This is a genomic window from Marinobacterium nitratireducens (assembly GCF_014645375.1).
Classification (GTDB): domain Bacteria; phylum Pseudomonadota; class Gammaproteobacteria; order Pseudomonadales; family Balneatricaceae; genus Marinobacterium_A; species Marinobacterium_A nitratireducens.
In genome coordinates this window covers 469,338-490,289 of the sequence record NZ_BMLT01000002.1, presented here as the reverse complement: position 1 = coordinate 490,289, position 20,952 = coordinate 469,338, and the positions used below count along the sequence as shown (strand labels likewise).

Here is a 20,952-nt window from a genome sequence, read left to right as displayed (position 1 = left end):
ATCCTTATCCCGCCGCTTCGACTTCGACCGAGCGCTTCTTCTCGGGCAGGTAGTTGCGCAGCATCTGTTCGATCACGCGCGGGTTCTGCCCGGCCTGAATCGCCAGCAGACCGTCGGTGACGAGCGCCTGGTTCAGCGCCTCCTGATCCTTGCGCAGCGCCAGCTTGTCGGCGATCGGCAAAGCGATCATGTTGGCGATCATGGCGCCATAGAGGGTAGTCAGCAGCGCCACCGCCATGGCCGGGCCTATGGCCTTGGGGTCGCTCATGTTGGACAGCATCTGCACCAGACCGACCAGGGTGCCGATCATGCCCATGGCCGGCGCCACATCGCCCATGGCGCGGAAGATACTGCTGCCGAATTCGTGGCGCTCCGACGTCAGACGCTGCTCCTTGTGCAGCAGCATGCGTACCACCTCGGGATCATGACCGTCCACCAGCAACTGGATGCCGCGCTGCATGAAGGCGCTGCTGACTTCCTTCTCTTCCAGCGACAGCAGCCCGCCCTTGCGCGCGACGTCGGCCAGCTCCACGGTTTCGGCGATGATTTCTTCCGGCGGCGCACTCTTGAAGATGAAGGCCTTGGCGGCGATCTTGCCGGCGGCCAGGAACTGCGGCAAGGTGTACTTCATCAGCACCACCAGCAGGGTGCCGCCGACCACGATCAGCAGCGACGGTGGGTTGATGAAGATCCCGACGTCGCCGCCGAGCACCATCGCGGCGATGATAATACCCAGCGATCCCAGTAGACCGACAAGTGTAGCGATATCCACGCAACTCTCCTTGAAAGTGAACAGGCCTGTTATCGGCTGAACCGCACAATTCATGAGGTTCCAGATAATAGCAGAATTGACCGCTCCGGCACTCTCTGTACGTCCCGAGGTCTGATTGACCCGCCGGGTCCCGTCTAGTACTTTTGACGCCCCGGGGAAAGCTGCCCAAAAGTCCCCACAATACAGGTGACACCATGCCCCGTACGAAAAAGAACCCTGACTTCGAGGCTTCACTCGGCGAGCTGGAACAACTCGTCAACCGCATGGAACAGGGCGATATGCCGCTGGCTGACGCTCTGCAGGCATTCGAGCAGGGAATCGCGCTGACGCGCGACTGCCAGGCAATCCTCGATCAGGCGGAGCAGAAGGTCCGCCAGCTTGTCGAGAAGGACGGCGAACTGCAGACGGTCCCCTTTCAAGAACGCGAGGACAGCTGAGCCTTGACTATCGGTTCCCTGCTGCAGCCCTATGTGCTGCGGGTTGAAGCTGCGCTGGACTCGCGCCTGCAGCACACCAGTATCGAGCCACGCCTGCAGCAAGCGATGCGCTACGCCCTGTTCAACGGCGGCAAGCGCATTCGCCCCTGCCTGGTCTACCTCGTCAATGAGCTGCTGGACGGTGATAACGTCGAAGCCGACCTGCCCGCCTGCGCCATCGAAGCGGTGCACAGCTATTCGCTGGTTCACGACGACCTGCCGGCGATGGACGATGACGACCTGCGGCGCGGCAAGCCAACCTGCCATATCGCCTTCGACGAACCCACCGCGGTGCTCGCCGGAGACGCCCTGCAGGCAATCGCCTTCGAGTGGCTCGCGGGCGATGCCAGCACCCTGGCAGCGGACATCCGCCTGCGCGCCGTTGCACTGCTGGCCCGCGCTGCCGGCGACCGGGGCATGGTCGCCGGTCAGGCCTTCGACCTGGCGCACGTCGGCAGGCCGCTTGAACTCGACCAGCTGCAGCGAATGCACCGTCACAAGACCGGTGCCCTGCTGACCGCCGCGGTCGAACTCGGCGCTCTCAGCGCCGGCGTCAGCGCCGGCGAGCGCTACGATGCGCTCCGGCGTTACGGCGATGCCATCGGTCTGGCCTTCCAGGTGCAGGACGACATTCTCGACATCGAGGGCGATACCCAGACCCTCGGCAAGCCCCAGGGATCGGACCTGGCGCAGAACAAACCCACCTTCCCGGCCCTGCTGGGCCTGGACGGCGCCCGCGCCAGGCTGCGCGCGCTGCACGCCGATGCGCTGCGTGCACTGGAGCCCTTCGGCGAGCACGCCGGCAGCCTGCGCGCCCTGGCTGACTATATCGTCGCGCGGGATCACTGATGTTCCGTCAGATACCGCTGCAGCGACCCTCGACCCCGCTGCTCGACAGCATCGACCAGCCGTCCGACCTGCGTCGCCTCGACCGCGAGCGCCTGCCGGAGCTGGCGCACCAGTTACGCGCCTTCCTGCTGTACAGCGTCGGTCAGACCGGCGGCCACTTCGGCGCCGGCCTCGGCGTGGTCGAGCTGACCATCGCCCTGCACTACCTGCTCGACACCCCGGACGATCACCTGGTCTGGGACGTCGGTCACCAGTGCTATCCGCACAAGATCCTGTGCGGACGCCGCGAGCAGATGTCGGGCATGCGCCAGCAGCACGGGCTGGCGCCGTTTCCCAAGCGCGCCGAGAGCCGCTTCGACGACTTCGGCACCGGCCATTCAAGCACATCCATCAGCGCGGTACTGGGTATGGCGCTGGCGGACCGGCTGCAGGGCCTCGACCGCCGTTCGGTGGCGGTGATCGGGGACGGCGCCATGACCGCCGGAATGGCCTTCGAGGCGCTCAACCATGCCGGCCATACCGGCGCCAATCTGCTGGTTATCCTCAACGACAACGACATGTCGATCTCCCACAACGAAGGGGGGCTGGCGACCTATCTGGCGAAAAACCTCAAGAGCCGCACCGATCGCGAGGTCGCCGCGCCGCTGTTCGAGGCGCTGGAATTTGCCTACACCGGCCCTGTCGACGGCCATGACTTCGACGTGCTGCTGCCAAACCTTCAGCGCGTGCTCAACAGCCCGGGACCGCAGTTCCTGCATATAGTGACCCGCAAGGGCAAGGGCTTTGCACCGGCCGAGGCGGACCCGGTCGGCTACCACGCCATCACCAAGATCGAGCCGGTCGGCAAATCCCCCCGTCCGAGCGCGCCACAGCCCGCCGCGAAACCGAAGTACGCCAATATCTTCGGTCGCTGGCTCTGCGATCTGGCCGAGGACGACAGGCGCGTGGTCGGGATTACCCCGGCGATGCGCGAAGGCTCCGACCTGATCGCCTTCTCCGAACGCTTTCCCGACCGCTACTTCGACGTCGCCATCGCCGAACAGCATGCCCTGACCCTGGCCGCCGGGCTCGCCTGCGGCGGCATGAAGCCGGTGGTGGCGATCTACTCGACCTTCCTGCAACGCGGCTACGACCAACTGGTGCACGACATCGCCATCCAGGAACTCGATGTGCTGCTGGCGGTGGACCGCGCCGGCCTGGTCGGCGAGGACGGCGCCACCCACGCCGGCGTCTTCGACATCGCGCTGCTGCGCACCCTGCCGGGCCTGGTCGTCATGACGCCGGCCGACGAGCCCGAGTTGCGGGCGATGCTGCAGACAGGCTACGACTATCCGGGACCGGCGGCGGTACGCTACCCGCGCGGCGGCGGCCCGGGACTGGACGCGGGAGAACGGCTGCAGGCACTGCCGCTGGGCAGAAGCCGCACGCTGCGGGAAGGTTCGAGGGCGGCGATACTGAACTTCGGCCCGCTGCTGTCAGGGGCCCGGGCCGTGGCCGAGGCGCTGGACCTGACGCTGGTCGACATGCGTTTCGTCAAGCCACTGGACGAGGCCCGCATTCGCGAGCTGAGCGGGAGTCACAGGCTGCTGGTCACGCTCGAGGACCATGCCCTGGCCGGCGGTGCCGGCTCCGCGGTCGCGGAATTCATGATGGAGGAGACGCTGGCCGGCGAGCTGCTTTGCCTCGGTATCCCCGATCGCTGGATCGAGCACGGCAGCCGCGACGAGCAGCTCGAGGACTGCGGCCTGAGCGTGGATCGGATCAGACAGGCGATCGAGGCAAAGCTGGGATAAGGTTTTGTAGGTTGGGTCAAGCGACGCAGGAGCGGACCCAACAATCACAGGCCCGCTAAAACCAGGCACGACATGATGGGTTACGCGATGCCCTTAACTCGGGGGACTCCTAAAACAGGTGCCACCGCATCGCTCCACCCATCCTACGCCTGCACCGTAGTCGCGTACCCAAACTTACGGGCACCTCCCCGCGGCGAACCGGGCCGGAACAGTGCCAACTTCTTCGCGGCGGGGCGCCGCTCCTACGATTGGGTAGTGCGGCAGCGGGTTCGTCGCAGGAGTCGCGCCCCGCGACGAAGCTTTTTGGCCGCAGCGGTTGTTCGCGTCGGGGCGCCGCTCCTACGGTTGGGTAGTGCGGCAGCGGGTTCGTCGCAGGAGTCGCGCCCCGCGACGAAGCTTTTTTGGCCACAGCGGTTGTTCGCGGCGGGGCGCCGCTCCCACGGGTAAAGCTTGAGAGTTAGCTTTCTTCTTCGTCGCGGAAATGATGTTCGGTCATCATGTGACCCAGCTTGCCCATCTTGGTGGCGAGGTACTGTTCGTTGTGGCGGTTCTTGCCAACCTGCAGCGGCACCCGCTCGGCCACGGCGACGCCATACTGCTCCAGCGCCTTGACCTTGCGCGGATTGTTGGTCATCAGCTGCACCTGCTTGATGCCCAAATGCTCGAGCATCGGCAGGCACATGCTGTAGTCGCGCATGTCGGCGGCGAAGCCAAGCTGTTCGTTGGCCTCGACGGTATCGGCACCGCCGTCCTGCAGGTGGTAGGCGCGAATCTTGTTCAAAAGCCCGATGCCCCTGCCTTCCTGGCGCAGGTACAGCAGCACGCCTTTGCCGTGCTCGCTGATGCGCTTGAGCGCCTCCTGCAGCTGGAAGCCGCAGTCACAACGCAGGCTGAACAGCGCATCGCCGGTCAGACACTCGGAGTGGACTCGGGCCAGCACCGGGGTATCCCCCGCCACTTCGCCAAACACCAGCGCCACGTGCTCCTTGCCGCTGGTCTCGTCCTCGAAGCCGACCATGGTGAAGGTTCCCCAGGGAGTGGGCAGCTTCGACGACGCAACGTAATTGACTGACACTTAACCAATCCTCCACAAACGAAGGCGCGTATTGTACAGCCTTTTCGGCTGTTGATGTTACCCTCCAGGCACTGCGGAGCCTGGCTGACGGAGGTTCAAGGGGTGGGTGGGCGCACCGACAGATCGATGCCCGCCCTGCGCGGCAGCATGACGCAGGCCCTCAGGCCGCCTCCGGCCGCCTCGTCCAGCGTCAGCCTGCCACCATACTGCCCGACGATCTCACCGACAATACTCATGCCAAGGCCATGACCGGCACGGGACTCGTCCAGTCGCGCGCCCCGTTCCAGCAGACGTTCGCGCAGCTGTGGCGCGATGCCGGGCCCATCATCTTCGACGCACAATTCCAGGCATCGTTCATCCATACGCCCGCGGATGCTCACCCGGCGCCGCGCCCACTTGCAGCCGTTATCGAGCAGGTTGCCGAGCAGCTCCACCAGATCGTCCCGCTCGCCCGGAAAATAGCTGCCGCTGGCGATATCCGACTCGATGGCGAGGCCGCGGTCGCGGTAGATCGCGCGCAGGGTGCGCAGCAGCTTGTCGACCTCCTGCTGCAGGAAAACCCGCTGCCCCGGCAACGCCGCGCCGGCAATGCGCGCGCGGCGCAACTCCCGTTCCATCAGTTCGCGCAGCTGCAGCGACTGCTCACGCAGCGGCCCCGCCCTGTCCGGCGCCTGCTGCGCCAGGGCTTCTATCTGGCGATCGAGTACCGTCAGCGGTGTTTTGGCGGCATGCGCCAGATTGCCGAGCGCGTTGCGCGAGCGGGTCAGGCGCATCTCCATGCTTTGCACCAGGTAGTTGATCTCGGTGACCAGCGGCTCCACCTCGGCGGTATCGGCGTCCGGCAACTGGCGGATATCGCCCTCCTTGAGGCGGTTCAGCTGCCCCCTGACCCGCACCAGCGACTGCAGACCGCTGCGCACCACCAGCACCTGCGCCAGCAGCATGACGCCGAGAAACAACGCCACCACCGCCATCATGGTCCAGCGCAGCCGGCTCAGCCCGGCTTCGATATGGCTGACGTCGGCCGCCAGCAGCATGCGCAGCGCCCGGCCGTCCTTGGTGAAGGTCTCGCTACGTACCAGCCAGGGGCGTCCGTGCTTGTCGACCAGCCGCAGGCCGTCGTCACCGACGGGCTTGCCGCCCTCGAGCGGAATCGACTCATCCCAGAGCGAACGCGAATAGTGCCATTTCGATTCTTCGCCGACCTGGAACTGGAAGTAGTGGCCGGACATCGGCTGCTCGTAGACCGGCGCCACGTACTGGGGATTGATACGCCAGCCACCATCGTCGTCCATCTCCACCGACTTGAGCAGCACGTACGCCTCGCTGCCGAGACTGGCGCTGACGAAGTCGTAGGCGGTCTGACGCAGGAACCAGCTGTAGGACAGCCAGAGGATGACGCAGAGCACCAGGGTTATAACGACAAAGGCGCCGTTAAGGCGGTTCTGGATCGATTTCACGGCCGGAATACGTAGCCCTGGCCGCGACGGGTTTCGATGCGCTCGCGACCGATTTTCTTGCGCAGCATCTTGACGTAGGCCTCGATGACGTTGCTGTCATTCTCCACCGCATCGTCATAGAGGTGCTCGACCAGTTGCAGCTTCGACAACACCCGGCCGGGATTGTGCATCAGGTAGCGCAGCAAGCGGTACTCGGTGCCGGTGAGGTTCACGGGCTCACCGCCATCGGCGATGACCGACTGGGTTTTCTCGTCGAGCCGCAGCCCCTCGACCTCGAGCCCGGCGCTGCCAGAGCGCTGGTGCACGCGGCGCAGCAGGGCGCTCATTCGCGCCAGCAGTTCTTCGGTATGGAAAGGTTTGCAGAGGTAGTCATCGGCCCCGGCCTCGAAGCCGTCGACCCGCTCCTGCCAGGCGGAGCGGGCAGTCAGAATCAGCACCGGCAGGGCATTGTGACGACGCCGCCAGTTCTGCAGCACCTCGAGCCCGGGCCGCTGCGGCAGCCCCAGATCCAGCACCGCGAGATCGTAGATATCTTCGTAACCGGCCGCCTCGGCGTCGATGCCGTTATCGACCAGGTCGACCGCATAGCCACCGCGGGCCAGCTCCGTTTTCAGCTCAGGCCCCAGTACCGGGTCGTCCTCCACAAGCAGCACACGCATGGTTTGCGGTCTCCGTTAAAACTCCAGCAGTTCGCGCCTGTCCGTGAACAGCGGCATCGACACCTTCCTGTACTGCATGCGCGGCGCGCCGGCGCTTCAGAACTCCAGCAGTTCGCCGTTACGGGCATCGACGTAGAAGATCCGCACCACGCCGTCGATCCCGGCCACCTCGAGTTCGTAGATATAGTCATTGTCGGATTGCAGCAGCATGCTGTCGAGCAGTTGTCCGCCCGAGAGCTCTCCGACGCGCTCCATCAGCTCCATCATCGACAGGATTTCACCGGCGTCCACCAGCTCGCGGCAACGCTCGAGCGACAGCTGCGTCATGCCCTCGATGTCACCACCGATGGCCAGCACCCGGCCGGCAAGCAGGCAGAACAGCAATAGCAGCGTTGTTCGCTTCATGGGGTCTCCCGAGTCAGGGTGGATGGAAATCACAGGATGGGTTACGCATTCCCCGCAAAATGCTGCAACGGCTACCAGCGTATTGCGCCTCTGTGAAACCAGGCTGAATCAGGTGAAGCGTACCAGCAGCTGCAGCACCAGCCAGGCGTAGGCGCCGGCGAGAATATCGTCGAGCATGATGCCAAAGCCGCCGTCGACGCGGCGGTCGGCAACGCGGATCGGCCAGGGTTTCCATATATCGAACAGCCGGAACAGCAGAAAACCGGCCAGCACCCAGTACCAGGTCAGCGGCACCGCCAGCATGGTGATCCAGAAGCCGACGAACTCGTCCCAGACGATCCCCGGGTGGTCGTGTACCCCGAGATCCCGGGCGGTGCGATCGCACAGCCAGATACCGAGAAGGGTCGCCAGCACCAGCGCCAGCACATAGCCGGGCAGCGGCAATGGCGCCAGCAGCAGGTACAGCGGTACCGCCGCCAGGGTACCGAAGGTGCCCGGCGCTTTCGGCGCCAGACCGCTGCCGAAACCGAAGGCGAGAAAATGAACCGGGTTGCGCAGCACCTGCGCGGCCAGCCGTTGCATCGCTATTCCTTGTCCGCTCCGCCGCCGGCGGAGACAAAGTGGTTGTAGCCGGTGCCGGGCAGCGCACAGGGTGCGCCCGCATCCAGCAACTGAAGTCCTGCGTCGGCGGGCAGAATTTCGCCGATACGGGTCACCGGAACGCCACAACCGGCCAGCGCCTGCTGCAGTTTGGGCCAGTGTGCGGCCGGCACTGTGAAGCAGAGTTCGAAGTCCTCCCCGCCGCACAGCGCCCAGTCCCGCGCCTGCTGCTCGCCGCAGAAGGCGAGCAGCGCCGGCGACAGCGGCAACTGCCGCCGCTCGATACGGGCGCCGACGCCGCTGGCCTCGAGAACGTGCCCGAGATCCGCCAGCAGGCCATCGGAAATATCGATGCAGGCGCTGGCATAGGGTGCGATACGCCGGCCGCAGTCGAGCCGCGGCTGCGGCGCGAAAAAGCGCTCCATCAGTGCCGCATCGACACCCTTCTCGGGGTGCAGCTGACACTCCAGACCGCCGCGGCTGTCGCCGAGCGTTCCGGTGACGCAGACCAGGTCGCCGGCAGCGGCGCCGCGACGATGCAGGCCGCGCCCGGCCGGCACCCAGCCGTGCACCTGCACGGTCAGGGTCAGGGGGCCGCGGGTGGTGTCGCCGCCGACCAGTCGGATACCGAAGTCGCGCGCGCTGCGCCCAAGCTGCGAAGCGAAGCCCGCAACCCAGCCTTCATCGGCCTCGGGCAGCGTCAGCGCCAGCGTGAACCAGGCCGGCTCGGCGCCCATTGCCGCGAGATCGCTGACCGCGGCGCCGAGCAGACGGCTGGCGAGACGTCCGGGATCGCTGCCGGGCAGGAAGTGGGTGCCCTCGACCAGCGTATCGATCGACACCACCAGGTCCTGTCCCGGTGGTACCCGCAGCTGCGCACAGTCGTCGCCGATACCGAGCGCGATGCTGTCGTCGGCCTCGCAGAGACCGGCGAAATAGCGCCCGATCAGGGAGAACTCGTCCAAGCTCAGCCTTTCCTGGCGCGGATCTCGGCGTAGCGCACGCGCTGTGCCAGCTTGTCGAGTATGCCGTTGACGTAGCGGTGACTCTCCGTGGCACCGAACACCTTGGCCAGCTCTACGCTTTCGTTGATGGCGACGCGATAGGGCACTTCCTGGCGCTGCATCAGCTCGTAGGCGCCGATGCGCAGGATCGCGAGCTCGATCGGATCGAGATCCTCGACCGCGCGGTCCAGGTAGGGCGCGAAGGCCGCATCCAGTTCGCTCTTGCGCGTCGCCACGCCATGCAGCAGTTCGGAGAACATCTGCACGTCGACGTCGCGCATGTCATTGTCGACACGGAACTGGGCGTCGATCTCGGTCAGTGCCTGTCCGGCGAGCTGCCACTGGTAGATCGCCTGCAGCGCATAGCTGCGCGCGGCCCGCCGCTTTTCGGTCAGGGACGGCTTCTTGCGCTTGTTAGGGGTCGGTGCCTCGGACATGGTGCGCTTAAACCTCGAGCTGTCGCAGCAGACTGACCATTTCCAGCGCCGACAGGGCCGCCTCGGCGCCCTTGTTGCCGGCCTTGGTACCGGCGCGTTCGATCGCCTGCTCGATGGTGTTGACGGTAAGGATGCCGTTGGCCACCGGAATGTCGTAGTCCATCGACACCTGGGCCACGCCCTTGGAGCTCTCGGCGGAGACGTATTCGAAGTGCGGCGTGCCGCCGCGGATCACGGCGCCGAGGGCGATGATCGCGTCGTCCTGTTTCTGCGCCGCGACGCGCTTGACCGCCAGCGGGATCTCGAATGCGCCCGGCACCCGCACCACGCGGATGTCGGACTCCTGAACGCCGTGGCGCTTCAGGGTGTCGATCGCGCCTTCGAGCAGGCTCTCGACGACGAATGCGTTGAAACGGCCCACGACGATGGCGTATTTGCCGGCGCCGCTAACGAAATCACCTTCATAAGTAGTTACAGACATCTTGAGTCCCGATCAGTCTTCGTAGGGAATGTATTCGTCGATTTCCAGGTCGAAACCGGAGATCGCATTGAACTTCATCGGCGAGCTGAGCAGCCGCATTTTGCCGACACCGAGGTCGCGCAGTATCTGCGAACCGGTACCGACGGTCAGGTAGGCGCCGGAGGCACTGACATTGACCTTGGAACGCTTGGGGCCGCTCAGCATCGCCTCGAGCGCCTCGCCGAGGTCGATCTTGCCGGCCACATCGAGCAGCACCACCACGCCCTTGCCCTCCTCGGCCACGCGGCGCAGCGCACGGCGCATGGTCCACTTCACGGCGTCGTCGGAGTTGGCGCCCACGACATCGCGCAGCACCTCGGTGCGGATATGCACCCGCGCCAGCGTCGGTTCGTCCTTGACGATCTCGCCCTGGGTCAGCGCCAGATGGGTGCAACCCTGGATCTCGTCGCGGTAGGTCACGTAATTGAAGTCGCCGAACTCGGTCGGCAGCACGCCCTCGCTCTCGCGCACCACCGTGTGCTCGTTGGTGGTGCGGTAGTGGATCAGGTCGGCGATGGTGCCGATCTTCAGGCCGTGCTTCTCGGCGAACTTCTCGAGGTCCGGACGACGCGCCATGGTGCCGTCCTCGTTCATGATCTCGACGATCACCGACGCCGGGAACAGGCCGGCGAGGCGCGGCAGGTCGCAACCGGCTTCGGTATGGCCGGCACGGCTCAGCACGCCGCCGGGCTGCGCCATCAGCGGGAAGATGTGGCCGGGCTGGACGATATCCTCGGGTTTGGCGTCGTGTTTCACCGCCACGCGCACCGTATGGGCGCGATCCGCGGCCGAAATACCGGTGGTGACGCCGGTCGCCGCCTCGATCGACAAAGTGAAGTTGGTCGAAAACGCGGCGCCGTTGCTCTGCACCATCAGCGGCAGCTTGAGCTGCTCGCAGCGGCTGCGGGTCAGCGTCAGACAGATCAGGCCGCGGGCGTGGGTGGCCATGAAGTTGATGTCCTCCGCCCGCACCATCTCGGCGGCAATCACCAGGTCGCCCTCGTTCTCGCGGTCCTCGTCGTCCATCAGGATGACCATCTTGCCCTGACGGATATCCTCGATCAGTTCCTCGGTGCTGTTCAGCTGCATTCTATTGCTCTCTCGTTAGCGCCTGCTAAAGCCGTATTCATTCAGTTTCGCGAGCGTCAGTCCGCCGTCATCGGCCGCTTCGCCCGCCGGCGACTGGCTGCCGAACTGCAGCAGCCGCTCCAGATACCGCGCCACAATATCCACTTCCAGGTGGACAGGGCTACCGGCGCCGTAGCCGGCGATAACGGTTTCGGCCGCGGTGTGCGGCACTATGTTCAACTCGAACTCGGCGCCGTCGACGGCATTGACCGTCAGGCTGACGCCATCGACGGTGACCGAGCCCTTGCCGGCGATGTAGCGCGCCAGCGCCGACGGCGCACGCACGCGCAGGCGGATCGAACGGGCATCGTCCCGGCGTTCGACCACCTCGCCGATACCATCGACGTGACCGGTGACGATATGACCGCCAAAGCGGCTGGTCGGCATCATCGCCTTTTCCAGGTTCACCGCTTCGCCGACGCTGAGCGTCCCGAAGCGCGTATGCGCCAGCGTCTCGCGCGAGACATCGGCCCAGAAGCCGTCGCCGGTCAGTCCGGTCACCGTCAGGCAGACGCCATTGGTGGCGATGCTGTCGCCGAGTTTCACATCCGACAGATCAAGGGTACCTGCCTGCACCCGCAGGCGCATATCGCCCTGCGTCATTTCCACGGCGGCGATTCGACCCACCGCCTCCACTATGCCGGTAAACATCAGTTCTGTTCCTCGTCGCCGGGCCGCAGTATCAGCCGCAGATCCTCTCCCAGCTGCCGCAGGTCCGAAAGTCTGAGCGGTACCTGCTGCGCCATGGTATCGAACGGCAGCGCCAGCAGGGGGCGGCCGGAGGAGCCCAGCAGCTTGGTCGCCATGTACAGCCGCAGTTCGTCGACCAGGCCGGCGGCGACGAAGGCACCGGCCAGGGTGGCGCCGGTCTCGACCAGCAGCTCGTTGTACTGTTGCTGCCCGAGCCATCGCAGCAGCGCTTTCAGATCGACGCGGCCGTCGATCGCCGGCAGTTTCAGGACCTCTGCGCCGGCCTCGCGCAGAACCGACGCGCGGGCTTCGTCGTCGCTGCAGGTCACCACCACCGTTCGCCCCGGCTGGCGCAGAATGCGCGCATCGGCGGGGGTTCGCAGCCGGCTGTCGAGCACCAGGCGCAACGGCTGGCGATCGCCGACGAGCCGCTGCAGCGACTCGTCGAACCCGGCCTCGGTCGGGCGCACCGTCAGCGCCGAGTCGTCGAGCAGAATCGAATCCACCCCGGTCAGGATAGCCGAACTGCGCGCGCGCAGGCGCTGCACGTCAGCTCGTGCTGCCGGCCCCGTGATCCACTGCGACTCGCCGCTGGCCATGGCGGTGCGACCGTCGAGGCTGGACGCCAGCTTCAGACGCACCAGCGGCAGCCCGGTTTCCATACGTTTGATAAAGCCGGGATTGAGCGCCCGGGCCTCGCTTTCCAGCAGTCCGCTGTCGGCCGGGATGCCGGCATCCTGCAGCATCGCGAGGCCGCGTCCGGCAACCTGAGGGTTGGGGTCGACCATGGCCGCGACCACCCGGCCGACGCCGGCGCGGATCAGGGCGTCGGCGCAGGGAGGGGTGCGGCCCTGATGGCTGCAGGGCTCGAGGGTGACGTAGGCGGTGCAGCCGCGGGCCCGTTCGCCGGCCTGGCGCAGGGCATTGACCTCGGCATGCCCCTCGCCGGCGCGAAGGTGATAACCCTCGCCGACGATCGCATCGCCCTGCACCAGCACGCAGCCGACACGGGGGTTGGGATCGGTGGTATAGAGGCCGCGACGTGCCAGCCGCAACGCGCGCGCCATGAATTCATGGTCGGCACGGGTCCAGGCCGTCATGGCGTTTCCTCGGGCTGGGATGAGAGACGGTCGATCTCTTCCTTGAATTCGTTGACATCCTGGAAGCTGCGATAGACGGAGGCGAAGCGCACATAGGCCACCTGATCGAGCTTGCGCAACTCCGCCATAACGGTTTCGCCGACCTGCCGTGACGGCACCTCGCGCTCGCCGGTGGCGCGCAGACGCTGCTTGATACGGTTGATCGCCGCTTCGATCGCCTCGATACCGACCGGACGCTTCTCCAGCGCCCGCTGCACGCCGGCGCGCAGCTTGTCCTCGTCGAACGGCTGGCGCATGCCGTCGGTCTTGATCACGCGGGGCATCAGCAGCTCGGCGGCTTCGTAGGTGGTGAATCGCTCGTGGCAGCCGATGCATTCGCGCCTGCGCCGGACCTGCTGGCCCTCGGCAACCAGGCGGGAGTCCACGACCTTGGTTTCGTTGGCGCCGCAGAATGGACAATGCATAGGAAAACCCTGCCGGTAAAGAGCGTGAGGCTGCATACAATGCGTATGCTGCCGATGAAGTATATCGATTTGTAGGGTGCTGCTGAGCGTAGCGAAGCGCACCACAGGCAACGGTGCGGTGCGCTTCGCTTACCAGCACCCTACACACGGACTACACATTACATTACCTGTCCAAGCGTAACCAAAAAACATGGTGCCGCCTGAAACACGCCGCTCCACGGCTTTGGCATCCTGCGGCGCCGTACATCCTGTACATAAAAAAGGCGGCTACCTGAGCCGCCCGGGGATTCTAACCGATTTACTTGTAAACCGGGAAGCGCGCGCAGATATCGAGCACCTTGGCCTTGACCGTTTCGATGGTCTGCTCGTTGTCGATATCGTCGAGGATATCGCAGATCCAGTTGGCAAGCTCCGTCACTTCCGCTTCCTTGAAGCCGCGGCGGGTAACGGCGGGGGTACCCAGACGCAGCCCCGAGGTGACGAACGGAGAGCGCGGATCGTTGGGGACCGCGTTCTTGTTGACCGTGATGTTGGCACGGCCGAGGGCCGCATCCGCATCCTTGCCGGTAACGTCCTTCTTGATCAGGTCGACCAGGAACAGGTGATCGTCGGTGCCACCGGAGACGATGTCGATACCGCGGTCGAGGAACACCTTGACCATGGCCTGGGCGTTGCGGACCACCTGCGCCTGATATTCCTTCCACTCCGGCTCAAGCGCTTCCTTGAAGCACACGGCCTTGGCGGCGATGATGTGCATCAACGGGCCACCCTGGGATTCCGGGAAGACGGCGAAGTTGAGCTTCTTCTGCAGCTCTTCGTCGGCGCGTGCCGACAGAATCAGGCCGCCGCGCGGACCGCCCAGGGTCTTGTGGGTGGTGGTGGTGACGACGTCGGCGATTGCCAGCGGGCTCGGGTAGACGCCGGCGGCGACCAGGCCCGCGATGTGAGCCATATCGACGAACAGATAGGCGCCGACCTTGTCGGCGATATCGCGGAAACGCTGCCAGTCGATGACCCGTGAATAGGCGGAGAAGCCGGCGACGATCATCTTCGGCTTGTGCTCCAGCGCCAGACGTTCCACCTCGGCGTAGTCGATTTCACCGGTTTCCGGGTTCAGGCCGTACTGCACCGCGTTGTAAATGCGGCCGGAGAAGGAAACGGCGGCACCGTGGGTCAGGTGACCGCCGTGGGCCAGGCTCATGCCCAGCACGGTGTCGCCCGGTTTGCACAGGGCCATGTAGACCGCCGCATTGGCCTGGGAGCCGGAGTGCGGCTGAACGTTGGCGTAGGTCGCGCCGAACAGCTGCTTGGCGCGTTCGATCGCCAGCTCCTCGACGATATCGACGTATTCGCAGCCACCGTAGTAGCGCTTGTGGGGATAGCCTTCGGCATACTTGTTGGTCAGGCCGGATCCCTGGGCTTCCATTACCCGCGGACTGGTGTAGTTCTCGGACGCGATCAGTTCGATATGCTCTTCCTGACGACGTTCCTCTGCCTGCATGGCGGACCACAGATCCGGATCGAATTCGGCGATAGTCATCTCTTTGCTAAACATTGCTGTCCCCTGTGATGCAAAGCTACGGGGCGCGCGAATGACACCCCCACTGGAAAGGGGCAGCATTATAGTCGAAAAGGTCGCTGCGAAGCACTTGAATGTCGCTCAGAGACAGTGGAGGGAAATTCACGCGGGCACCCCGGCTCCGGGGCGCCCGGGACTATCGGATTACTCGATGCTGATGTGCCGCTTGTCTGCTGGCAGATTCTGCTGTTTCGGCAGTTCAAGGGTCAGCACGCCGTTGTCGAACTGGGCCTTGATGGCTGCGGGATCGACATCGGAGCCGACCGACAGCTGGCGCAGAAATTGACCGAAGTGGCGCTCCTGGCGGATCAGCTTGCCTTCCTTCTCCTCTTTCTCCTCGGATTTGGTTTCGGCGCGGATGCTGAGGATGCCGTTGTCGAGACTGACCTTGATATCCTCTTTTTTCACCCCCGGCAGGTCGACCTTGACCTTGTAGCCGCCGTCGCTCTCGTGCACGTCGATGGCCGGCACCTTCTCACCGCCGCCCCGCACCGCCGGACGAAAGAAATCGTTGAAGAAGGAGTCATTGAAAAGGCTGTTGAATCGCGTCAGATTGCTCATCGTTACCCTCCCCTGATCAGGATGGATACAAGATTCGAATCGTGCCGGACAACTCCCCGGCCTCATCTGAAGTTTAGTCCGGCCCCTGCCGCCGGTGAGGCGCAAAAGTTGATCGCGGTCAATAAACCGGTGCGAACGAGGCCACGAGGGGAAGTTGGCCATCGCTCCCCGCAATCGGCTAAAATTGCCGCCAACCCAGAACTGACAGGTCCTGATTAATGGCTCAATACGTTTACTCGATGAATCGCGTCGGCAAGGTCGTGCCGCCGAAGCGTGAAATCCTCAAGGACATCTCGCTGTCCTTCTTCCCGGGCGCCAAAATCGGCGTGCTGGGCCTCAACGGCGCCGGTAAATCCAGCCTGCTGCGCATCATGGCGGGCGTCGACAAGGAGTACATCGGCGAAGCCCGCCCGATGCCGGGCATCAACGTCGGCTACCTGCCGCAGGAGCCCCAGCTCGACGACAGCAAGACAGTGCGCGAGATCGTCGAAGAGTCCGTTGCCGACGTCAAGGAAGCGCTGGCCGGGCTCGACGCCGTCTATGCCGCCTACGCCGAACCCGACGCCGACTTCGACGAGCTGGCCAAGAAGCAGGCCGAGTTCGAGAACCTGATCCAGGCGAAGGACGGCCACAACCTCGAAAACACCCTGGAGCGCGCCGCCGATGCCCTGCGTCTGCCGCCCTGGGACGCCCAGGTGAAACACCTCTCCGGGGGCGAACGCCGCCGCGTGGCGCTGTGCCGCCTGCTGCTCGACAAGCCCGACATGCTGCTGCTCGACGAGCCGACCAACCACCTTGACGCCGAGTCCGTGGCCTGGATCGAACGTTTTCTGCAGGAATACCCGGGCACCGTGGTGGCGATCACCCACGACCGCTACTTCCTCGACAATGCCGCCGGCTGGATCCTGGAGCTGGACCGCGGCCGCGGCATTCCGTACGAAGGCAACTACTCCTCCTGGCTCGAGCAGAAGGAAAAACGCCTGGAGATGGAAGCCAAGCAGGAAGCGGCGCACCACAAGGCCGTCGCATCCGAGCTCGAGTGGGTACGCCAGGGTCAGAAGGGCCGTCAGGCCAAATCCAAGGCACGCCTGAAGCAGTTCGAGGAAATGAACTCGCGCGAGTTCCAGACCCGCAACGAGACCCAGGAGATCTACATCCCGCCGGGTCCGCGCCTGGGCGACAAGGTCATCGAGGCCAACGGCATTTCCAAGGCCTACGGCGACAAGGTGCTGTTCGAAGACCTCAGCTTCTCGATCCCGCCGGGCGCCATCGTCGGCATCATCGGCGGCAACGGCGCCGGCAAGTCGACCCTGTTCCGCATCATTGCCGGTCAGGAGCAGCCCGATTCCGGCAGTATCGACATCGGCTCGACCGTGCAGCTGGCGTACGTCAATCAGGACCGCGACCTGGACGGCGACAAGACCGTCTTCGCCGAGATTTCCGACGGCCAGGACATCATCACCGTCGGCAACTACCAGACACCGTCCCGTGCCTACTGCGGCCGTTTCAACTTCAAGGGCTCGGACCAGCAGAAATTCGTCAAGGACCTGTCCGGCGGCGAACGCAACCGCCTGCACATGGCCAAGCTGTTGAAGGAAGGCGGCAACGTGCTGCTGCTCGACGAACCGACCAACGACCTGGATATCGAGACGCTGCGCGCGCTCGAAGAGGCGCTGCTGGCGTTCCCGGGTTGCGCCGTGGTCATTTCCCACGACCGCTGGTTCCTCGACCGCATCTGTACCCATATCCTGGCGTACGAAGGCGAATCCAAGGTGGAGTTCTTCGAGGGCAACTACACCGAGTACCAGGCGGACTACAAGCGCCGCTACGGCAAGGAGCATCAGCCCGAGCGCATCAAGTACAAGCGTATCGGCTGACCGACGTCAGCCTTTGCACAGCTTGATCGAAGCCGGCCTTAACAGGGCCGGCTTTTTAGGTTAAGAATGATGTTGTGAGTCGTAGGAGCCCGGTCTCCGGGCGAATAGTCTTTCGCCACTTACGACGTGCCACTGACCTGCTACAAGGAGCCGCCAAGTGGACAAGCCAGCCGAACGCCGCCGCTTCACCCGCATTCCCTTCGATGCCGAGTGCGAAATGCGCACCGCCGCGGGGACCGGCGCGATTCTGCAACTTGCGGACATTTCGCTGCACGGCGCCCTGGCCGAGTCGCAGGCACCGCTGCCCCTTGCGGCCGGCGAAACCGCGGAGCTGCAGATCTACCTCACCAGCGACATTCTTATCCGCATGCCGGTTACCCTGGCGCATACAGAGCCGCCCCGCTACGGGTTTCTCGCCGGCGACATGGACCTGGACAGCGTCAGCCACCTGCGCCGCCTGGTAGAACTCAACCTCGGTGATGAAACGCTGCTGGAGCGGGAGCTGGATCAGCTGGTGAGCGGTGCATGCTGATACGTAGGGCACCTTGAGCGCAGCGAAACGTGCCGTAGTCTATGGCGCCGTTCGCTTCGCTCAGGGCGCCCTACATTCGCTTAGAGCGCGTCGAGGGCCTCTGACAGGCGATTGACGCCAATCACCTCCATGCCCTCGGGCGGCGTCTTCGGCACGTTGCCCCTGGGCACGATGGCGCGCTTGAAGCCATGCTTGGCGGCCTCGCGGATACGCTCCTGACCGTTGGGCACCGGACGGATCTCGCCGGACAGGCCGACTTCGCCGAACGCCATCAGGTCCTGCGCCAGCGGCCGGTCGCGGTAGCTCGATACCACCGCCAGCAGCAGCGCCAGGTCGGCGCCGGTTTCGAGCACCTTGACCCCGCCGACGACGTTGACGAAGACATCCTGATCGCCGGTATGCAGACCGCCATGACGGTGCAGTACCGCCAGCAGCATCGCCAGCCGGTTATGCTCGAGCCCCACCGCGACCCGGCGCGGGTTGTTCATGTGGCTCTGATCCACCAGCGCCTGCAGCTCCACCAGCAGCGGCCGGGTACCCTCCCAGACCACCATCACCACGCTGCCCGGACTTGGCTCCTCGGCACGGCTGAGGAAGATGGAACTCGGGTTCTTCACCTCCCGCAGCCCGTTCTCCAGCATCGCGAAGACACCGAGCTCGTTGACCGCTCCGAAGCGGTTCTTGTGGGATCTCAGGGTTCGGAAGCGGCTGTCCGACGAGCCTTCGAGCTGCAGCGAGCAATCGATCATATGCTCCAAGACCTTGGGTCCGGCAAGCGAGCCGTCCTTGGTGACATGGCCGACCAGCAGCAACACGGTGCCGGTCTGCTTGGCGAAACGGGTCAGGTAGGCGGCGGTTTCACGCACCTGGGCGACCGAGCCCGGCGCCGACTGGACATCGGCGATATGCATGACCTGAATGGAGTCGATCACCATCAGCTTCGGCTGCAGCTGCTGCGCCGTGGCGCAGATCGACTCGACCGAGGTTTCGGACAGCATTTTCAGACTGCCGGCATCGAGGCCGAGGCGCCGGGCGCGCATGGCCACCTGCTGCAGCGACTCCTCCCCGGTGACGTAGAGCGCCGGCTTCCCGGCAGCCAGGTGACACATCACCTGCAGCAGCAGGGTGCTCTTGCCGGCACCGGGATGGCCGCCGATGAGGATCGCCGAGCCCGGCACCAGACCGCCGCCGAGCACCCGGTCCAGCTCCGCGGTGCCGGTGGAAAAGCGCGGCATCTCACCAAGCTCCACCTCGGCCAGGCTGACCACCTTGCCCGTGGCGCCTGCAGCGGCGCCGGCATAGCCGTCGAAACGCGCCGAGCGCGCCCCGCCTCCGGAGGCCGCCGCCAGCCGCACCTCGGTCAGCGAGTTCCAGCAACCGCAGGCGCTGCACTGGCCCTGCCACTTGCTGTAATCGGCGCCACAGTCGTTGCACACATAGGCGGTCTTGGCCTTGGCCATGGGAGGATCCTCTGCATCGGCGGTTCAGCGGGCCATTCTAGCAGTCCGACGGGCCTGGCCGCAGCCAATCAGCATCAGGTTCGACAGACGACCGCAAATCCGCCGAAGCGGCCCGTGCCGCTTTCCTTTAGCTGCCGGGCGGTTAGAATCGAATATCTGCCACCACACAACTCAAACAAGGACGCAAGGCATGAAACTGGAGACCATCGCGGTACATGGCGGCTATCAGCCCGACCCGACGACCAAAGCCGTCGCCGTGCCGATTTATCAGACCACCTCCTATGCTTTCGACGACGCCCAGCACGGCGCCGACCTTTTCGACCTCAAGGTGCAGGGCAATATCTACACCCGCATCATGAACCCCACCACCGACGTACTGGAAAAACGCGCGGCCGAGCTGGAAGGCGGCATCGCCGCGCTGGCGGTGGCATCGGGCATGGCGGCCATCACCTATGCGATCCAGACCCTGGCCCAGACCGGCGACAATATCGTTTCCACCAGCGAATTGTACGGCGGTACCTACAACCTCTTCGCCCATACCCTTCCCCGCCAGGGCATCGAGGTGCGCTTCGTCGACAAAAACGACTTCGCCGCCATGGAGGCGCGCATAGACGACCGCACGCGGGCGCTGTACTGCGAAAGCGTCGGTAACCCCTCCGGCAGCATCGCCGACATTGAACGGCTCGCGGAACTGGCCCACCGCCACGGCATCCCGCTGATCGTCGACAACACGGTACCGAGCCCGGTGCTGTGGCGGCCGATCGAGCAGGGCGCCGACATAGTCGTGCAGTCAGCGACCAAATACATCGGCGGTCACGGCAACAGCATCGGCGGCATCGTCATCGACAGCGGCAACTTCCCCTGGGCGGACCACAAGGACCGCTTCCCGCTGCTCAACGAGCCCGACGTGTCCTACCACGGCGTGGTCTACACCGAAGCCTTCGGACCCGCCGCCTTCATTGGCCGCTGCCGCGTGGTGCCGCTGCGCAATATGGGCGCGGCGCTGTCGCCGATGAATGCCTTTTTGCTGCTCCAGGGCATGGAAACCCTGGCGCTGCGGATGGAGCGGATCTGCGACAACGCCCTGAAAGTGGCGCAGTATCTGGACAAGCATGAGGCGGTGAGCTGGGTCAGCTACGCGGGCCTGGAAAGTCATCGCGATCATGCACTGGCGCGCAAATACATGCAGGGACGCGCCTCGGGTATCCTCAGCTTCGGCCTGCACGGCGGTCGCGAGGCGACCCGGCGCTTCTACGACGCACTGAACATCTTCGTCAGGCTGGTGAATATCGGCGACTGCCGCTCGCTGGCGTCGATACCGGCGGAAACCACCCACCGGCAGCTCAACGAGGCGGAACTCAAGGCGGCCGGCGTGTTACCGGAAACGGTGCGCCTTTCCGTCGGCATCGAGCATGTCGACGACCTGATCGCCGACCTCGAACAGGCGCTGGCGCAAAGGCTGGACTGAGGACCCCGGCGGGCCCTCACCACCCCTGGCGAACGTCAGGGGT

Annotated in this window: 22 protein-coding genes; 6 read left to right on the top strand and 16 right to left on the bottom strand. The window is 64.9% G+C overall.

From position 1 onward, the window contains the following. Window positions 1–4: 4 nt before the first annotated feature. A complete protein-coding gene (gene pomA, locus IEX85_RS05155) occupies window positions 5–772 on the bottom strand; it encodes a flagellar motor protein PomA (protein ID WP_188859027.1) in 768 nt (255 codons plus the stop codon). Window positions 773–966: 194 nt separating this feature from the next. Between pomA and IEX85_RS05150 the strand changes: the two genes are divergently transcribed. The 3 genes from IEX85_RS05150 to dxs are packed head-to-tail and all read left to right on the top strand — an operon-like array spanning window position 967 to window position 3,890. Further along, window positions 967–1,209: an exodeoxyribonuclease VII small subunit gene (locus tag IEX85_RS05150; RefSeq protein WP_188859025.1), complete on the top strand. Its 243-nt coding sequence runs from the start codon at window positions 967–969 to the stop codon at window positions 1,207–1,209. Between the two features lie 3 nt (window positions 1,210–1,212). After that, window positions 1,213–2,097, top strand: a complete 885-nt coding sequence (locus tag IEX85_RS05145; protein ID WP_188859023.1) for a polyprenyl synthetase family protein — start codon at window positions 1,213–1,215, stop codon at window positions 2,095–2,097. After that, window positions 2,097–3,890, top strand: coding sequence for a 1-deoxy-D-xylulose-5-phosphate synthase (gene dxs / locus IEX85_RS05140; RefSeq protein ID WP_188859020.1), 1,794 nt, complete (start codon window positions 2,097–2,099; stop codon window positions 3,888–3,890). Before IEX85_RS05145 ends, dxs begins: the two co-directional genes overlap by 1 nt. 457 nt (window positions 3,891–4,347) lie before the next feature. Here the strand turns inward: dxs and ribA are convergent, their stop codons facing one another. The 14 genes from ribA to IEX85_RS05070 all read right to left on the bottom strand — a co-directional run bounded on the left by ribA (window position 4,348) and on the right by IEX85_RS05070 (window position 15,572). Next, window positions 4,348–4,965 carry a GTP cyclohydrolase II gene (ribA, locus tag IEX85_RS05135; RefSeq protein ID WP_188859018.1) on the bottom strand — a complete coding sequence of 206 codons (618 nt, stop codon included), beginning with the start codon at window positions 4,963–4,965 and terminating at the stop codon, window positions 4,348–4,350. Window positions 4,966–5,060: 95 nt separating this feature from the next. Then, window positions 5,061–6,425, bottom strand: coding sequence for an ATP-binding protein (locus IEX85_RS05130; RefSeq protein WP_188859016.1), 1,365 nt, complete (start codon window positions 6,423–6,425; stop codon window positions 5,061–5,063). Then, complete coding sequence (locus IEX85_RS05125; RefSeq protein WP_188859013.1) at window positions 6,422–7,084, bottom strand: response regulator transcription factor; 663 nt, start codon at window positions 7,082–7,084, stop codon at window positions 6,422–6,424. Before IEX85_RS05125 ends, IEX85_RS05130 begins: the two co-directional genes overlap by 4 nt. Before the next feature lie 96 nt (window positions 7,085–7,180). Next, entirely contained in the window at window positions 7,181–7,489 is a 309-nt protein-coding gene (locus IEX85_RS05120) for a PepSY domain-containing protein (protein WP_188859011.1), read from the bottom strand. 108 nt (window positions 7,490–7,597) lie between these two features. Next, window positions 7,598–8,071: a phosphatidylglycerophosphatase A family protein gene (locus IEX85_RS05115; protein ID WP_188859010.1), complete on the bottom strand. Its 474-nt coding sequence runs from the start codon at window positions 8,069–8,071 to the stop codon at window positions 7,598–7,600. Between the two features lie 2 nt (window positions 8,072–8,073). Next, the gene (gene thiL, locus IEX85_RS05110; RefSeq protein WP_229721798.1) at window positions 8,074–9,054 is read right to left on the bottom strand and encodes a thiamine-phosphate kinase; all 981 of its coding nucleotides are present in this window, start codon (window positions 9,052–9,054) and stop codon (window positions 8,074–8,076) included. Window positions 9,055–9,056: 2 nt separating this feature from the next. Then, window positions 9,057–9,530 carry a transcription antitermination factor NusB gene (gene nusB / locus IEX85_RS05105; RefSeq protein WP_188859008.1) on the bottom strand — a complete coding sequence of 158 codons (474 nt, stop codon included), beginning with the start codon at window positions 9,528–9,530 and terminating at the stop codon, window positions 9,057–9,059. A 7-nt stretch (window positions 9,531–9,537) separates the two neighbouring features. Beyond that, window positions 9,538–10,011, bottom strand: coding sequence for a 6,7-dimethyl-8-ribityllumazine synthase (gene ribH, locus IEX85_RS05100; protein WP_188859007.1), 474 nt, complete (start codon window positions 10,009–10,011; stop codon window positions 9,538–9,540). 12 nt (window positions 10,012–10,023) lie between these two features. Beyond that, on the bottom strand, window positions 10,024–11,139 hold the full coding sequence (gene ribBA, locus IEX85_RS05095; protein ID WP_188859005.1) for a bifunctional 3,4-dihydroxy-2-butanone-4-phosphate synthase/GTP cyclohydrolase II: 1,116 nt from the start codon (window positions 11,137–11,139) through the stop codon (window positions 10,024–10,026). Window positions 11,140–11,154: 15 nt separating this feature from the next. After that, the gene (locus IEX85_RS05090; RefSeq protein ID WP_188859003.1) at window positions 11,155–11,829 is read right to left on the bottom strand and encodes a riboflavin synthase; all 675 of its coding nucleotides are present in this window, start codon (window positions 11,827–11,829) and stop codon (window positions 11,155–11,157) included. Next, complete coding sequence (gene ribD / locus IEX85_RS05085) at window positions 11,829–12,968, bottom strand: bifunctional diaminohydroxyphosphoribosylaminopyrimidine deaminase/5-amino-6-(5-phosphoribosylamino)uracil reductase RibD (protein WP_188859001.1); 1,140 nt, start codon at window positions 12,966–12,968, stop codon at window positions 11,829–11,831. The genes IEX85_RS05090 and ribD overlap by 1 nt, the downstream gene beginning before the upstream one ends. Further along, window positions 12,965–13,432 (bottom strand): transcriptional regulator NrdR, encoded by a 468-nt coding sequence (gene nrdR, locus IEX85_RS05080; RefSeq protein ID WP_188858999.1) that lies wholly within the window; start codon window positions 13,430–13,432, stop codon window positions 12,965–12,967. The genes ribD and nrdR overlap by 4 nt, the downstream gene beginning before the upstream one ends. 298 nt (window positions 13,433–13,730) lie before the next feature. Continuing rightward, on the bottom strand, window positions 13,731–14,987 hold the full coding sequence (gene glyA, locus IEX85_RS05075; protein WP_188858997.1) for a serine hydroxymethyltransferase: 1,257 nt from the start codon (window positions 14,985–14,987) through the stop codon (window positions 13,731–13,733). A gap of 168 nt (window positions 14,988–15,155) precedes the next feature. Next, window positions 15,156–15,572, bottom strand: coding sequence for an Hsp20/alpha crystallin family protein (locus IEX85_RS05070; RefSeq protein WP_188858995.1), 417 nt, complete (start codon window positions 15,570–15,572; stop codon window positions 15,156–15,158). A gap of 218 nt (window positions 15,573–15,790) precedes the next feature. On the opposite strand from IEX85_RS05070, the gene ettA reads away from it, so the two are divergent. Further along, entirely contained in the window at window positions 15,791–17,449 is a 1,659-nt protein-coding gene (gene ettA / locus IEX85_RS05065; RefSeq protein ID WP_188858993.1) for an energy-dependent translational throttle protein EttA, read from the top strand. A gap of 157 nt (window positions 17,450–17,606) precedes the next feature. After that, complete coding sequence (locus tag IEX85_RS05060; RefSeq protein WP_188858991.1) at window positions 17,607–17,981, top strand: PilZ domain-containing protein; 375 nt, start codon at window positions 17,607–17,609, stop codon at window positions 17,979–17,981. Window positions 17,982–18,061: 80 nt separating this feature from the next. On the opposite strand, the gene radA is transcribed toward IEX85_RS05060, so the two are convergent. Next, the gene (radA, locus tag IEX85_RS05055; protein WP_188858989.1) at window positions 18,062–19,441 is read right to left on the bottom strand and encodes a DNA repair protein RadA; all 1,380 of its coding nucleotides are present in this window, start codon (window positions 19,439–19,441) and stop codon (window positions 18,062–18,064) included. 190 nt (window positions 19,442–19,631) lie between these two features. Between radA and IEX85_RS05050 the strand changes: the two genes are divergently transcribed. Then, window positions 19,632–20,909: an O-acetylhomoserine aminocarboxypropyltransferase/cysteine synthase family protein gene (locus IEX85_RS05050; protein WP_188858987.1), complete on the top strand. Its 1,278-nt coding sequence runs from the start codon at window positions 19,632–19,634 to the stop codon at window positions 20,907–20,909. Window positions 20,910–20,952 lie beyond the last annotated feature (43 nt).

What these genes read in the sequence shown, in the direction of transcription:
- IEX85_RS05150 (WP_188859025.1), top strand. Translation starts at nt 967, where the DNA reads ATGCCCCGTACGAAAAAGAACCCTGACTTCGAGGCTTCACTCGGCGAG.
- dxs (WP_188859020.1), top strand. Translation starts at nt 2,097, where the DNA reads ATGTTCCGTCAGATACCGCTGCAGCGACCCTCGACCCCGCTGCTCGAC.
- IEX85_RS05125 (WP_188859013.1), bottom strand. Translation starts at nt 7,084, where the DNA reads ATGCGTGTGCTGCTTGTGGAGGACGACCCGGTACTGGGGCCTGAGCTG.
- IEX85_RS05120 (WP_188859011.1), bottom strand. Translation starts at nt 7,489, where the DNA reads ATGAAGCGAACAACGCTGCTATTGCTGTTCTGCCTGCTTGCCGGCCGG.
- IEX85_RS05115 (WP_188859010.1), bottom strand. Translation starts at nt 8,071, where the DNA reads ATGCAACGGCTGGCCGCGCAGGTGCTGCGCAACCCGGTTCATTTTCTC.
- nusB (WP_188859008.1), bottom strand. Translation starts at nt 9,530, where the DNA reads ATGTCCGAGGCACCGACCCCTAACAAGCGCAAGAAGCCGTCCCTGACC.
- ribH (WP_188859007.1), bottom strand. Translation starts at nt 10,011, where the DNA reads ATGTCTGTAACTACTTATGAAGGTGATTTCGTTAGCGGCGCCGGCAAA.
- ribBA (WP_188859005.1), bottom strand. Translation starts at nt 11,139, where the DNA reads ATGCAGCTGAACAGCACCGAGGAACTGATCGAGGATATCCGTCAGGGC.
- IEX85_RS05090 (WP_188859003.1), bottom strand. Translation starts at nt 11,829, where the DNA reads ATGTTTACCGGCATAGTGGAGGCGGTGGGTCGAATCGCCGCCGTGGAA.
- ribD (WP_188859001.1), bottom strand. Translation starts at nt 12,968, where the DNA reads ATGACGGCCTGGACCCGTGCCGACCATGAATTCATGGCGCGCGCGTTG.
- nrdR (WP_188858999.1), bottom strand. Translation starts at nt 13,432, where the DNA reads ATGCATTGTCCATTCTGCGGCGCCAACGAAACCAAGGTCGTGGACTCC.
- glyA (WP_188858997.1), bottom strand. Translation starts at nt 14,987, where the DNA reads ATGTTTAGCAAAGAGATGACTATCGCCGAATTCGATCCGGATCTGTGG.
- IEX85_RS05070 (WP_188858995.1), bottom strand. Translation starts at nt 15,572, where the DNA reads ATGAGCAATCTGACGCGATTCAACAGCCTTTTCAATGACTCCTTCTTC.
- ettA (WP_188858993.1), top strand. Translation starts at nt 15,791, where the DNA reads ATGGCTCAATACGTTTACTCGATGAATCGCGTCGGCAAGGTCGTGCCG.
- radA (WP_188858989.1), bottom strand. Translation starts at nt 19,441, where the DNA reads ATGGCCAAGGCCAAGACCGCCTATGTGTGCAACGACTGTGGCGCCGAT.
- IEX85_RS05050 (WP_188858987.1), top strand. Translation starts at nt 19,632, where the DNA reads ATGAAACTGGAGACCATCGCGGTACATGGCGGCTATCAGCCCGACCCG.